Here is a 12,975-nt window from a genome sequence, read left to right on the forward strand (position 1 = left end):
ACGGGCGATCCACACCGGACAGTCCATGCGAAACGCACGGCGACGGCGTGCCGGACACCCGCCCACGTGATCCGCGGCGGTCCCGCCGCGCCCCCGCCTGGTCCGTTCCAGCGACGCCGCCGGGCGCTCAGGCCCAGGTTGGGCCGGATGGCGGACCATGCGGAACGCACGAAGCGAACCTGCGGAACGCACGGGGCCACGGGGCAAACGCACGTTGACTCTGGTGGGCGACTCACTGGTCGCCGGAGGGACGCTCTGTCACATTCGGATAGAAGCCCGGAGTCGGCCGTCCCCCGACCCGCGCGGCACGACTGGGGAGCGCGAGGACGCATTGATGACGCTGGAGGCCTGCCATGTACTCCGAACTGCCGCCCACGGAAGCGCCGGACGACGGTGGCGTGACGTTCACCGTCCTGGGCCCGCTGGAAGTGCTGCGTGCCGGGGTGGATTACGCGCCGACCACGCCGAAGGTCCTGCAGCTGCTCGCCGTGCTGGTGATGCGCCCGGGCAAGATGGTACACATCGACACCCTCATCCGGGAGCTGTGGTCGGACAACCCACCCCGGACGGTGCGGACGACGCTGCACACCTACGTCTACCACCTGCGCCGGTGCATCGACCAGAACCGGCTGGCCGCCGACGGTGAGAAGATGCTGTCCACCAGGCAGTCCGGCTACACCTTCGCCATCGATCCGTCCCAAGTGGACACCTATCGGTTCGTCCGGCTGCAGCAGCGGGGCCACGAGCTCCAGGACGCCGGCGACCACGCCGCGGCCGCCGACGCCTACCGCGCGGCGCTCGACCTCTGGTCCGGGCCGCCGCTCGCGAACGTCCACTGTGGACCCGTTTTGTCCGCCTACCGCACCGAGCTGCTGGAACAGCGCCGCAGCGTCCTGCACCTGCGGATCGAAGCCGAGATCACCAGCGGCAAGCACCGCGAGTTGATCGGCGAGCTGCGCTCGCTGGCCACCGGCAGCCCGCTCGACGAAGCCCTGCACGGCCAGCTGATGCGCGTGCTCGGCCGCAGCGGGCGGCGCTCCGACGCGATGGCCGTCTACCGCAGGCTCCGGTCGCGGCTGGCCGGCGAACTGGGCGTCGAACCGTGTGACGACCTGCAGGTGCTGCTCCGCGAGCTGATCTCCGAAGGGGACCACCGCTGATCGACCGCTTCCCCGGTTCCGGCCGCAAACTCATCGCCCCGCCCGAGAAAGAATTGAGGAAAGTCCGATGCCCGCTCCCATCACCCGCGCCTATGGCCAGTTCTGCGGCCTCGCCCGCGCTCTCGAGATCATCGGCGAGCGCTGGTCACTGCTGATCGTCCGTGACCTGGTACTCGGCCCGAAGCGCTACGACGAGCTGCAGGCCGGCCTGCCCAAGATCCCGCCATCCATCCTGTCGGCCCGGCTCAACGAGCTCGAGGCGACCGGCGTGCTCCGCCGTCGCGTCCGTGCCGAGCTCGACGCGGGCCTGATCTACGAGCTGACCCAGTACGGCAGCGAGCTCGACCACATCCTGCTCGACCTCGGGCTGTGGGGCGCCCGTTCGCTGCACCAGCCGGGCCCGGACGACGTGTTCACCCTGGACTCGGCGATCCTCTCGCTGTACACGACGTTCCGCGCCGAGGTGGCCGAGGGCGTGCAGATCACCTACGAAATCCGGTACGACGACCGGATGATCGTCCACGCACTGATCGAGGACGGCGCGGTCAAGGTCGGCGAAGGCCGCTTCGCCGGCGCGGACCTGGTGGTCAAGGCCACGAGCGGCGCGGCGATGCTGGACCTGATGAGCGGGCAGGTGTCCGCGGCGGAAGCGGTCCGCACCGGCAAGCTGGCGATCGAGGGTGACCTGGCCGACCTCGAGCTGATGGTCCGCCTGTTCCACGTCCCGGCGGCCCCGGAACCCCCCTCGGGCATCGTGGTCCGCTGACCGGTCGTGAGTGAGAAACAGGGTGGGAACCCTGTTTCTCACTCACGACCTCGGTGGTGCATGGGTTCCGTTCCCGGCGCGATCCGGCCCGCCCGGTTCATCAGGTACCGCCGCTCGGGCAGGCTCGCCGTCCGCCGCGCGGCCCGCAGGTAGTGCTCGCGCGCGCCCGGCAGGTCGCCCGCCAGCTCCAGCAGGTGCGCGCGGACCGCATCCAGCCGGCGGCCGACGTCGAGCTTCGCGTCGACCGTGTCCAGCAGCTCCAGCCCGCGGGCCGGGCCCGAGGCCTGGGCCACCGCCACCGCGTGGTTGATCGTGACGACCGGGCTCGGCATCAGTGCCCGCAGCACGTGGTACAGCTCGACGATCTGCGGCCAGTCGGTCTCTTCCGTGCTCGGCGCGGTGGCGTGCAGGGCCGCGATGGCCGCCTGGACCTGGTACGGCCCGAGCGCCGCGTGGCCCAGCGTCGCGTCCACCAGCGCCTCGCCCTCGGCGATCATCGCCGCGTCCCAGCGGCCGCGGTCCTGGTCCTGCAGCGGCACCAGCTCGCCGTCCGGCCCCGTGCGTGCCGCGCGGCGGGCGTCGGTCAGGAGCATCAGCGCCAGCAGGCCCGCGACCTCGCCCTCCCCCGGGGTGAGCGCGTGCACCGCGCGGGTCAGCCGGATGGCCTCCGTGGCCAGTTCGGCGCGCACGAGGTTCTCCCCCGACGTCGCCGCGTACCCCTCGTTGAAGATCAGGTACAGCACCTGCAGGACGACGCTCAGCCGGTCCCCGAAGTCGTCCGGCGAGGGCTCGCTGAACGTCGACCCCGCGGCGGCGATGCTCTCCTTGGCGCGGGTGATGCGCCGCGTCATCGTCGCCTCGGGCACCAGGAACGCGCTCGCGATCTGCGCCGTGGTGAGGCCGCCGACCGCGCGCAGCGTCAGCGCGACCTGCGAAGGCGGCGACACCGCGGGGTGGCAGCACAAGAACAGCAGCTTCAGCGTGTCGTCCTCGCCGGCGGGCTGCTCCTCGCCGGGACCGGGGACGACCGCGGAGCTCGCCGGCTCCCGCACGGCGACCGACTCCTCGCGCCGCCGCCGCGCGCTCTCGCTGCGCCAGTGGTCGGTCAGCCGCCGGGTGGCGACCGTGACCAGCCAGCTGCGCGGGTTGCCCGGGACGCCTTCGGCCGGCCACTGCTCGCTCGCCGCCAGCAGGGCCTCCTGGACGGCGTCCTCGCACGCGTCGAACTGGCCGTACCGGCGCACCAGCACGCCCAGCACCTGCGGGGCCAGCGGGCGCAGGAGCTCGGCGACCGGGGCGGAGGCGGTCACCTCACGAACCGGGGATCTCGGATTCGGCGTCGGCGAAGAAGACGATCTCGCGTACCTCGACGGCCAGGCCGTCGATGGCGGCGTCCGGGATCATCGCGGCGAGCTCGACGGCGCGCTCCTTGCTCGCGCAGTCCACGAGGTAGTAGCCGGCCAGGAACTCCTTCGACTCCAGGAACGGGCCGTCGGTGACCGCCGGCAGTCCCCCGCGCACCCGCACGACGGTGCTGTCGGCGACCGGCGCGAGCGCCTGAGTGCCGATCATCTCGCCGGACTCCCTGATCGTGCGGATGAAGTCCTGGTGCCCGCTCATGATGGCGTCCATGTCCTGCTGGGACAGGCTCGCCATCACGTCGGGGTTCAGGTACATCGCCAGCAGGTACTTCACGCCCGCGCTCCCATCGTCGGTGGCACGAACATAGCCGACCGCGCACCGCCGGGGGGCGCCACGTCGCAAGCGCGGAGTGGAGCCGCCGCGGGCCCGCCTGCCAGCCTGGACCCCCGGGCAGTCCCGGTTACCCGGACCCAGGAGGTTGGCACCGATGGCCGACGTGTTCACGGACCTGCAGACCGAGACCGAGGCGCTGGCCGAGCTGGCCGAGCGCCACGGGCGCGGCCCGGGCCCCGGCCCCGACCTCACCGGGCACTTCGCCCGGCTGACGTCGACCGCGCGGCTGGTCCGGCTCAGCGCCGAGAACCCGGGCGCCTTCGGCGTCACCCCGCAGATCTCCTACGACTCGCTCGACGAGGCGATCGTGACCTGGCTGATCGAGCAGCGGAAGGCCAACACCCTGCTCGCCTCGGCCCCCGCGAAGCCGGAGCTGCCGTGGAGCGACGGCCCGCTGCGCCCGTCGGTGCTCGCCGCGGCCGCGCTGACCGAGCTGTTCGCCTGCGGCCAGGACATCGCCGACGCGCTCGGCGTCCGCCCCCGGCGCGACGACGCGATCGGGCACGTCGCCTACTACGGCGTCCGGACCAGGGACCGCGCCTACCGGCGGCACCAGCGGACGCCGCCCGGGCCGTTCCGGTTCGAGCTGCGGGCGCCGTCGGGGACGCGGTGGGACTTCGGGCCCGAAGAGGCCGCCGACCGCGTCGCCGGGCCCGCCGAGGACTTCTGCCTGCTGGTGACCGGCCGCCGCCTCGCGGAGGACCTGGCGCTGACGTTCAGCGGTGGGCACACCGCCGAATGGCTGGAACTGCTGGAGAACTGACCGGCGTCACTCGAACGGCGCAGGATCGCCCGCGCCGACCCGCAGGATCTCCGGTTCGCCGGAGGAGAAGTCGACGACGGTCGTCGGCTCGACCCCGCAGTCGCCGGAGTCCAGCACCGCGTCGAGCTGGTGGTCCAGCTCCTCCTTGATCTCCCAGCCCTGCGTCATCGGCTCGTCCTCGCCCGGCAGCAGCAGCGTGCTCGACAGCAGCGGCTCGCCCAGCTCGGCCAGCAGCGCCTGGGTGACGCGGTGGTCGGGGATGCGCACGCCGACCGTCTTCTTCTTCTCGTGCATCAGCCGCCGCGGCACCTCCTTGGTGGCGGGCAGGATGAACGTGTAGCTGCCGGGCGTGGCCGCCTTGATCGCGCGGAACACCGCGTTGTCGATGTGGACGAACCGGCCCAGCTGGGCGAAGTCCTGGCACACCAGCGTGAAGTGGTGCCGGTGGTCCAGCTTGCGGATGGTCCGGATCCGGTCGAGCCCGTCGCGGTTGCCCGGCCGGCACCCGAGCGCGAAGCACGAGTCGGTCGGGTAGGCGATCAGCCCGTCGGCGCGGAGGATCTCGACGATCTGGCCCAGCGACCGGCGCTGCGGGTTCTCCGGGTGCAGGTCGAAATAACGTGCCATGACCGCAGAGCCTAGGGTCCGGGCCGCCGGCGGGCACGGCGGCGGGGGTCCAGGGGGGCGCGTCCCGGTCGCCACCGCCCGCGCGTCTCCCAGCTTGCGGTTCCCGGCCCGAACGCTGGGCCGGCCCGGGCCCCCGCGCGACACTCCGAACGGGGACCACACCAGGGAGGGCGTGCCATGACGAAGCTGACCGTGCCGGAGCTGGACCGGCCCCGGGGCGTCACCGCGGCGAAGTACCTGTTCGAGGGCCCGCAGGGCCGGATTTCGCTGGCCGACCTCTTCGACGGACGCCCGCGGCTCGCGGTGCACCACGCGATGGCCGACCACAGCGGCCCCTTCGATGTCGTGCCGGTCGCGGACATCGCCGCCGCGCTGCACGACCCGGACCTGCGGCTGGTGCTGGTCTCCCGCGCCCCCTACGCCAAGCTCGAGCGGTATCGGCGGCACTTCGGCCGGGACCTGCGCACCTACTCGGCGGGCCGCGCGTTCACCGCCGACTTCCCGGCCGCCCGGCGCCTTTCCGAAGCGGCGGGCGCCGAATTCTTCGACGACGACGAAGCGGGGCTCAGCTTCTTCGGGCAGGACCGCGGTTCGGTGCTGCACACCGGGTCGGTCGCCTTGTCCCGGCTGGACTTCCTGGGCTTGCTCGGCGTCCCGGACCGCCTGCGCCCCGGCACCGGCCGCCGCTGAGCGCGGCGTACTCCCAGGTCCCGTGCTGTCGTCCCGGGCAACTCGCGCCCGTTCGCCACGTCTTTCCGGTGCGGGGAAACGGCCCTCGCGTGAGCTACGATCGATCGGCAGCAGCACGCCCTGGCCGCGCCCTGTGGAGCGCCCGGCCATCGCCGAGACCCCGGGGGTTCCACTGATGTCTCCGGTCGCCGCGCTCGAGCCGGCCGCGGAGCTGTCCGCGACCGCCGAACCCCGCGGCACCACCGCCGCCGACCGGCGCCCTCGGCTGGCCACCTACCTCTCCGCGGCCATCATCGTCGTGGTCGTCACCGGGTTCGGCGTGATCGGCGTCGTCGGCCTCCTGCCCGCGTCGGTCGGCCCCTTCCGCGCCGGATACGCCATCGTGGCCGCCGTCGCGCTGCTGGCGATCCAGCTGCTGTGGTTCAGCCGCCCGTCCGCCCGGCTCGACTCGACGACCAGCCGGGTGCTGTTCGTGGTCATGGTCGTCCTCGCCTACGTGCCGATGCTGACCTTCGGCTGGCTGTGGGCCACCATGCTCGTGTACGTCGGCAGCGCCGCGCTCCTGGTCCTGCCCCCGCGCTACGGCTGGGCAGCGGTCGTCGTGATCGTGCTCAGCACCGTCGGGGTCTACCAGGTGTTCGGCGTGGCAGCGGCGCCCACCGTCTACAACGCGTTCGGCACGCTCTTCTACATCCTGGTCTTCTACCTGCTGTCCCGGCTCGCGCGGATGGTCCACGAGCTCCACGAGGCCCGCACCGAACTGGCCCAGCGCGCGGTCGCCGAGCAGCGGCTGGCCTTCGCCCGCGACCTGCACGACCTGCTCGGGATGAGCCTGTCCGCGATCGCGCTCAAGGGCGAGCTCGTGTCCCGCCTCATGCGCAAGTCCGCCGACCGCGCCAAGGCCGAGCTCGCCGAGATCACCGCCACCGCGCAACGCACCCTCTCCGACGTCCGCGCGGTCTCCCACGGCTACCGCGAACTCTCGCTGGAGAAGGAGTCCCGCACGGCCGAATCGCTGCTGTCGGCGTCCGAGATCGCCGTCCGGATCCACTTCGACCAGGGCGATCTGCCGGTCCAGGTCCGCACGCTGCTGGCCAAGGTGCTCCGCGAAGGCGTCACGAACGTCCTGCGCTACAGCGACGTCGAACACTGCGAAATCGACGTCCGGCACCAGGACGGCAAGGTCGCTCTCGAGATCGTCAACGACGGCGTGACGGCGGACGACCCGGCGCTGGCCCCGGGCAGCGCGCTGACGATCCTGCCCGACGAGGTCTCCGCGCTCGGCGGCACGGCGACCGCGAAGGCCGGCGCGGACGGCCGGTTCCGGCTGCGCGTCGAGCTCCCCCTGCCCGGCGGGCCGGGCGGCCCCGCCGCGCACGACACCGAGGAGCGCTCGGAGAGCGCGTCGAAGCAGATCCGCCGGCTGCTGCCGGTGATCATGGCGCTGATGGGCATCGGTGCGTTGGCGCACCTGCTCCAGCTGGCCCCCCGGCCGTGGGAGGTCGCGCTGGTCGTCGGCTCGATCGTGGCGTTGCTGGCCTTGCAGTTCTCGTACTTCAACCGGCCGTCGACCCAGCTGCGGTCCGCGCAGAGCTACGGGATGCTCCTCGTCCAGGCCTGCCTGATCTACCTCCCGCTGCTGCCGCTCGGCCCGCACTGGGTCAGCCTGCCCGGGCTGCTGCTCGGCAGCGCGCTGCTGGTGCTGCCGCCCGTCGCGGGCTGGGTGTTCTTCGCCCTCAACATCGCCGCCTACGCGGAGATCCACCGGGTGTCGGGCGCGGACCTCACGTCCACGATCTTCTACACCGCCGCGACCGTGATGACGAGCCTGACCGTGTTCGGGCTCCTGTGGCTGGTCCGGCTGGTCACCGAGCTCGCCAGCACCCGGCGGCGGCTGGCCGAGATGGCGCTGGCCGAGGAGCGGCTGCGGTTCGCCCGCGACCTGCACGACCTGCTCGGGATGAGCCTGTCCGCGATCGCGCTGAAGAGCGAGCTGACCGCCCGGGTGCTGCCCCTGGACCGCGACCGCGCCGCCGAGGAGCTGAACGAGGTCCTCGGCCTGACCCGCCAGGCCCTGTCCGACGTCCGGTCCGTGGCCAGCGGTTACCGCGAGCTGTCCCTCGACAGCGAGTCCCGCACGGCGAAGTCCGTGCTGGCGGCCGCGGACGTGCGGGTGCGCATGGAGATGCTCGGCGACGACCTGCCGACGCCGGTGCGCACGGTGCTGGCCGTCGTCCTGCGCGAAGGCGTCACGAACGTGCTGCGGCACAGCAAAGTGGAGAGCTGCGAGATCGCGATGCGCCGCACCGACGGCGGAATCTGCCTCGACATCGTGAACGACGGTGTCGAGCGGAACGGTGACGGGCCCGCGAAGCCCGTCGTGCCCGAACCACGTGCCGCCGCCGTACCCCGGGACTCCTCCCCCGGCAGCGGGATCGGCAACCTCTCCCACCGGGTCGCCGACCTCGGCGGCGAACTCACCGCCGGGGTCGAGCCGGACGGCCGGTTCCGGCTGCGGGCGGTCGTCCCGGCCTGAACCCTTCGCGCCGGCCCGAACCGCCGGCCCGGCGCGCGGACACCGGACGGCCGATCCGGCCACGCTGGTCTGGACCTCCGGTTCGGCTCCGGCCGCCGGTCACAGCCAGCCGGACTCCTCGGCGATGCGGATGGCGTCCACCCGGTTGCGGGCGTTGAGCTTCGCGACGACGGTCGTGAGGTAGTTCCGTACTGTCCCGGCGGAAAGGTACAGCCGGGCGGCGACCTCCACCGTCCCGTAGCCCTGCGCGGTCATCCGCAGCACGTCCAGCTCGCGGGCGGTCAGCGGGCAGTCGACGCTGTCCCAGGCGGCCAGCGCGAGGTCGCCGTCGACCATGCGGCGGCCGGCGAGCACACCCCGCACGGCGTGCGCCAGCTTGTCCGGGGGCGCGTCCTTGAGCAGGAACCCGCCCACCTTGGCATCCAGGGCGCGCCGCAGCGTGCCGGGACGGCCCAGGCTGGTGAGGATGAGGGTCCGGCAGCCCGGCAGGTGTTCGTGCAGCTCACCGGCCGCGGTGAGGCCGTCCTTGCCCGGCAGGTCGATGTCGATGACGGCCACCTGCGCCTGCTTGGCGCGCGCGGCGGGCAGGATCTCGAGCCCGGAGGCGACCTCGGCTACCACGTCGATGTCGGGTTCGAGCCGCAGCAGCGCCACCAGTGCTCCCCGCACGATGTGCATGTCCTCGGCCACCAGCACTCTGATCACGGGTGTGCCTCCGCACTCACGATTCCCCAGAAGCTCAGTTAAACATTCCGCTTGACGAATCGGTTGCACCATTCGGGCACCACTTTTGCGGCGATGCCGCGAAATGCACATGCACGGGTTAGGGCCAGGTTAAAAATGCCTACTCGCACCCGGTCGACTACCAGCCGTCACGGACGGACAGGGATTTCCGTCACTCGTGTCGGAAATTTTCCGGCCAGGTCGCTTGTGGACTTCCCACACCGCGAGCCGGCCGCGGCGGGCGCACTGGGCACCCGCCGCGACCGGCTCGAGGCTTCGAGAACTGCGCAAACGCGCATCAAGCCGCTTCGAGGACGTCGGCCCGGCAGAAGCAGGTGCCGCGGCGCCCCGGCACGGCGCCCGTGGAAGCCTCGATACTGAAGTGCTCGAAACGGTCGATCACGAGGTCCGTCCCAGCCTTTTCGAACTCGATCTCCAAATCGGTGAAAAGCGCGCGGACGTCGGCGGAAAACTGTGCGGACATGTTCTGCTCCCAGTGGCGAAGATGAATGCTTCACGTGCCATAAATCGTCGCCAACGGAGGCGGCATCAACCAGTGCCCGCATCATCGCCGTGATGTGGCTTACACATGGTCCGTGCGGTTACCGCAAAGACTCCGAACGGGCTAGCAAGTCCCTCGAACACCGTCGAATCACCGCGTTTTCGTCACCATGTGCGGTCACCCGCATCCCCGGTGCTACCACGGGTATGAGAAACGCACATGTGTGCACGGCCGGAGTGCCCGTTCCCCGCCGCGTTCACACCCCATGTGCAAAACGCATGCCCGGGACCGGTGAAATCCATCCGGACCGGTGCACAGAGCACTTAAGAAGTAGACGCCCGCCGACTTACAGTTTTGGTCGAAATCACATCCCCCGCACCGGACGCCTTCACCGGGAAGGTGCCCGGGCGGCATTGTCGACCGGGAGGGACGGCCACCATGGATGAGATCGTCCGGCAAGCCGTGGCACGCGCCATCGTGACCATGCGAGACAACCTGGGGGAGCGGCTCACGATCGACGACCTCGCCCGCGCGGCCATGTTCAGCAAGTTCCACTTCACCCGGGTGTTCCTGCGGGTCACCGGGCTGTCACCGGGCCGGTTCCTGTCGGCCCTGCGGCTCGCGGAGGCCAAGCGCCTGCTCGCGACCACGGTCATCTCGGTGGCCGACATCAGCCACCAGGTCGGCTACAACAGCGTCGGCACGTTCAGCGCCCGCTTCAGCGGCAGCGTCGGCGTTTCGCCGTCGGGGTACCGGCAGCTGCGCGGCATGGCGCCGCGGGTCGCCGACCAGCAGGCCCAGCCGGGCTCCGGGACGGCCGTGCGCGGCCAGCTGCGCGTCGCGCCGTCGGCCGAGGTCGGACCGGTGTTCGTCGGGCTGTTCGCCGCCCGGATCGCCGAGGGCGCGCCGGCCAGGTACGCCGTCCTGCCCGGCCCGGGACCGTATGCACTGGCAGACGTTCCGCTGGGCTCGTGGTACGTGCTCACCCACGCCTACGGCTGCGGCGAGGTCGACGACCACACCCTGCGGCCCTACACCGGCCTCGCCGGCCCGGTGACCGTGCACCGCGGCGTCACGGCGAGCCTGGCCGACGTCCGGCTGCGGCCCCGGCACGGCTTCGACCCGCCGGTCCTGCTGGCCCTGCCCGACCTGCGCCGGTCCGCGGTGGCCCGCCCGATGGCGGTCTGAGCGCGGGCAATTCCGGGACACCGAATCCGCCGTCCGTTAATCCGCGGACGGCGGACGCACCCGGCCCGCGTTCCCCGCAGCCATTCGGCCCAGCGGCGCCGCCGTGAATTCCCGTCATTACCGGGTGAGTGCGCTTCCGCGAAACACCGGCGGGGGCCGGGCAATGGCGTACAATTGCGGTTCGGAGTCAACGGACTGGGGTGCGAGGTACCGTCGTGATCAAGGTGTTGCTGGCCGAGGACATGCACATGGTCCGCGGCGCCCTGGTCGCCCTGCTCAACCTGGAATCCGACATCGAGGTGGTCGCCGAGGTGTCCACCGGCGACCAGATCCTGCCGGCCGCGAAGGCGGCCCAGCCCGACGTCGCGGTCATCGACATCGACCTGCCGGGCAAGGACGGGCTGTCGGCGGCGGTCGAGATCCACGAGAGCCTCCCCGACGTCCACACCCTGATCCTGACCAGCCTCGGCCGCCCGGGCACGGTCCGCCGCGCGCTGGACGCGAAGGTGAACGGCTTCCTGCTCAAGGACTCGCCGTCGGACAAGCTGGCGAACGCGGTCCGCTCGGTCGCCATCGGCCGCCGGGTCATCGACAGCGAGCTGGCGCTGGCCGCCTGGGAGACCGACGACTGCCCGCTCACCCCGCGCGAAATCGAGATCCTGTCGCTGGCGGCGCGCGGACGCAACGTGGCCGATATCGCGGCGGAGCTGTTCCTGTCGGCCGGCACGGTCCGCAACTACCTGGCCGCGGTGGTCACGAAGCTCAACGCCCGCAACCGGGTCCACGCGATCCGCATCGCGACCGAAGCGGAATGGCTTTAGCCCCGGCCGGTTGAGGCTGACCAGCCAAGCACGCTAGCCGTCCGTCCGGGTACGAGTGTCGTCCCTCCAAGCACGCGTGCCGACCCTCCAGACACACGAGCCGCCCCTCCAGACACGCGTGCTGCCCGCCCGAACACCCCACCCCGCCCGGAAAACCGGCCGGGAAAGCGCTTACGCCGACAGCTCGTCCGGCGCCCGATGCCGGCGCACGCCGCCACACCCCACCGGGACCGCCGCCAGCAGCCGGTGCGTCCCGTCCGCACCGGACTCCGTCGCCAGCGTCCCGCCCAGCGACTCCACCCGGTCGAGCAGGTTGCGCAGCCCCGATCCCGAACCCGCGCCGCCGTCCGCGGGGCCGCCCGCGCCGTCGTTGACGATCTCCAGCCAGGCCGTTCCGTCCTCCTTGCTCACCGAGAACGCGCACCAGCTCGCCGTGCTGTGCCGCACCACGTTCGTCACCCCTTCGCGCAGCACCGCCGCCAGCGCGGTCGCCACCTCCGGGGGCAGGTCCTCCGTGCCGGAACGGGCCACCGTCACCCGGGTCCCGGCCGCGCTCAGCACCGCCGCCGCGGCCCGGCACTCGTCGGCCAGCGACAGCTCGCGGTAGCCCGCCGCGACCGTGCGGACGTCGGCCAGAGCGCGCCGCGACATCGTCAGCAGCTCGGCCAGTTCCTCCTTCGCGCGCCCCGGCTGGCCGATCACCAACCGGTCGACGAGTTCACCCTTGAGGGTGATCGCCGAAAGGCTGAGGCCGAGCAGGTCGTGGACGTCGCGGGAGAACCGCTTGCGCTCCTCGGCGATCGCGCTCCGCTTCAGCTCGCGCCGTTCCTCCTCGCGCTCGGCGATCAGCCGCGCGGCCGCACCCGCCCCGGACAGCGCCAGCGCCGCGATCCCGGCGGACACCGCGCCCGCGAACCCGGCATCGGCCGAACCCGTCGGCCAGGCGCAGACGAGCCCCGCCACGACGCACACCAGCCCCGCCGCGGGCACCGCCCGGGCCGGCCGGACGGCCAGCAGCAGACCCCCGGCGAGGAACCCACCCGCGGTGCTCCACAGGGCTCCCAGCAGCAGCATCGGCCCGTACGCGAGCAGGGCCTGGGCGGCCAGCGCCAGGCCGGGGCGGCGGACGCGGCCGTGGGCGAACGCGGTCAGGTGCACCCCCGCCAGCGCCGCCGCGCCGGCCAGCGCGAGCAGCCGCGGGGCCCAGGACTCCCGTTCGGCCAGGACCGGGAGCAACGCCGTCAGCGCGACCGCGGCGGCCGCCGCCACCGGACCGCCCGCGACGAGCGCGCGGAAGTCCGGCCGTCCGGCATCCCGCTCCGCCGGCGGCTCGGCCCGCACCCGGGACTTCCCGCGCAGCCGAACCGGATATGCCACGGCGCCTCCCACCTCACCCGCACCCCAGTGCCTCAAAGGTAACAGGGCGAACGGTTCCCGCGGAGGC

General features: G+C 72.2%; 13 protein-coding genes. 7 read left to right on the forward strand and 6 right to left on the reverse strand.

Annotated features, from left to right (window positions below; translation table 11 throughout):
- The first annotated feature begins 353 nt into the window (after positions 1–353).
- Both QRX60_RS51280 and QRX60_RS51285 read left to right on the forward strand, forming a co-directional pair.
- Entirely contained in the window at positions 354–1,160 is an 807-nt protein-coding gene (locus QRX60_RS51280) for an AfsR/SARP family transcriptional regulator (protein WP_285998704.1), read from the forward strand.
- 67 nt (positions 1,161–1,227) lie between these two features.
- Positions 1,228–1,926 carry a winged helix-turn-helix transcriptional regulator gene (locus QRX60_RS51285; protein ID WP_285998705.1) on the forward strand — a complete coding sequence of 233 codons (699 nt, stop codon included), beginning with the start codon at positions 1,228–1,230 and terminating at the stop codon, positions 1,924–1,926.
- 38 nt (positions 1,927–1,964) lie between these two features.
- On the opposite strand, the gene QRX60_RS51290 is transcribed toward QRX60_RS51285, so the two are convergent.
- Positions 1,965–3,236 (reverse strand): RNA polymerase sigma factor, encoded by a 1,272-nt coding sequence (locus QRX60_RS51290; protein ID WP_285998706.1) that lies wholly within the window; start codon positions 3,234–3,236, stop codon positions 1,965–1,967.
- Between the two features lies 1 nt (position 3,237).
- Positions 3,238–3,621 (reverse strand): YciI family protein, encoded by a 384-nt coding sequence (locus tag QRX60_RS51295; RefSeq protein WP_285998707.1) that lies wholly within the window; start codon positions 3,619–3,621, stop codon positions 3,238–3,240.
- 154 nt (positions 3,622–3,775) lie between these two features.
- Here QRX60_RS51295 and QRX60_RS51300 point away from each other — a divergent pair, with 154 nt between their 5' ends.
- On the forward strand, positions 3,776–4,444 hold the full coding sequence (locus QRX60_RS51300) for a maleylpyruvate isomerase family mycothiol-dependent enzyme (RefSeq protein ID WP_285998708.1): 669 nt from the start codon (positions 3,776–3,778) through the stop codon (positions 4,442–4,444).
- Positions 4,445–4,450: 6 nt separating this feature from the next.
- Here QRX60_RS51300 and QRX60_RS51305 read toward each other — a convergent pair whose 3' ends face one another.
- A complete protein-coding gene (locus tag QRX60_RS51305; RefSeq protein WP_285998709.1) occupies positions 4,451–5,071 on the reverse strand; it encodes an L-threonylcarbamoyladenylate synthase in 621 nt (206 codons plus the stop codon).
- Between the two features lie 177 nt (positions 5,072–5,248).
- Here QRX60_RS51305 and QRX60_RS51310 point away from each other — a divergent pair, with 177 nt between their 5' ends.
- Together QRX60_RS51310 and QRX60_RS51315 are read left to right on the forward strand one after the other, a co-directional pair.
- Positions 5,249–5,761, forward strand: a complete 513-nt coding sequence (locus tag QRX60_RS51310; RefSeq protein ID WP_285998710.1) for a DUF899 family protein — start codon at positions 5,249–5,251, stop codon at positions 5,759–5,761.
- A gap of 175 nt (positions 5,762–5,936) precedes the next feature.
- Positions 5,937–8,297: a sensor histidine kinase gene (locus tag QRX60_RS51315; RefSeq protein ID WP_285998711.1), complete on the forward strand. Its 2,361-nt coding sequence runs from the start codon at positions 5,937–5,939 to the stop codon at positions 8,295–8,297.
- Positions 8,298–8,396: 99 nt separating this feature from the next.
- Here the strand turns inward: QRX60_RS51315 and QRX60_RS51320 are convergent, their stop codons facing one another.
- On the reverse strand, positions 8,397–9,002 hold the full coding sequence (locus tag QRX60_RS51320) for a response regulator transcription factor (RefSeq protein WP_285998712.1): 606 nt from the start codon (positions 9,000–9,002) through the stop codon (positions 8,397–8,399).
- Positions 9,003–9,318: 316 nt separating this feature from the next.
- Positions 9,319–9,504 (reverse strand): hypothetical protein, encoded by a 186-nt coding sequence (locus QRX60_RS51325; RefSeq protein ID WP_285998713.1) that lies wholly within the window; start codon positions 9,502–9,504, stop codon positions 9,319–9,321.
- A 456-nt stretch (positions 9,505–9,960) separates the two neighbouring features.
- Here QRX60_RS51325 and QRX60_RS51330 point away from each other — a divergent pair, with 456 nt between their 5' ends.
- Together QRX60_RS51330 and QRX60_RS51335 are read left to right on the forward strand one after the other, a co-directional pair.
- A complete protein-coding gene (locus QRX60_RS51330) occupies positions 9,961–10,710 on the forward strand; it encodes a helix-turn-helix domain-containing protein (RefSeq protein ID WP_285998714.1) in 750 nt (249 codons plus the stop codon).
- Positions 10,711–10,925: 215 nt separating this feature from the next.
- Positions 10,926–11,531 (forward strand): response regulator transcription factor, encoded by a 606-nt coding sequence (locus QRX60_RS51335; RefSeq protein ID WP_086677117.1) that lies wholly within the window; start codon positions 10,926–10,928, stop codon positions 11,529–11,531.
- Positions 11,532–11,702: 171 nt separating this feature from the next.
- Here the strand turns inward: QRX60_RS51335 and QRX60_RS51340 are convergent, their stop codons facing one another.
- Complete coding sequence (locus tag QRX60_RS51340) at positions 11,703–12,908, reverse strand: sensor histidine kinase (protein ID WP_285998715.1); 1,206 nt, start codon at positions 12,906–12,908, stop codon at positions 11,703–11,705.
- Between the last annotated feature and the right edge of the window lie 67 nt (positions 12,909–12,975).

It is taken from the genome of Amycolatopsis mongoliensis (assembly GCF_030285665.1).
Lineage (GTDB): Bacteria > Actinomycetota > Actinomycetes > Mycobacteriales > Pseudonocardiaceae > Amycolatopsis > Amycolatopsis mongoliensis.

Excerpts from the sequence above, each read along its gene's own strand:
- QRX60_RS51280 (WP_285998704.1), top strand. The coding sequence starts at position 354 with ATGTACTCCGAACTGCCGCCCACGGAAGCGCCGGACGACGGTGGCGTG.
- QRX60_RS51305 (WP_285998709.1), bottom strand. The coding sequence starts at position 5,071 with ATGGCACGTTATTTCGACCTGCACCCGGAGAACCCGCAGCGCCGGTCG.
- QRX60_RS51330 (WP_285998714.1), top strand. The coding sequence starts at position 9,961 with ATGGATGAGATCGTCCGGCAAGCCGTGGCACGCGCCATCGTGACCATG.
- QRX60_RS51325 (WP_285998713.1), bottom strand. The coding sequence starts at position 9,504 with ATGTCCGCACAGTTTTCCGCCGACGTCCGCGCGCTTTTCACCGATTTG.
- QRX60_RS51285 (WP_285998705.1), top strand. The coding sequence starts at position 1,228 with ATGCCCGCTCCCATCACCCGCGCCTATGGCCAGTTCTGCGGCCTCGCC.
- QRX60_RS51315 (WP_285998711.1), top strand. The coding sequence starts at position 5,937 with ATGTCTCCGGTCGCCGCGCTCGAGCCGGCCGCGGAGCTGTCCGCGACC.
- QRX60_RS51300 (WP_285998708.1), top strand. The coding sequence starts at position 3,776 with ATGGCCGACGTGTTCACGGACCTGCAGACCGAGACCGAGGCGCTGGCC.
- QRX60_RS51310 (WP_285998710.1), top strand. The coding sequence starts at position 5,249 with ATGACGAAGCTGACCGTGCCGGAGCTGGACCGGCCCCGGGGCGTCACC.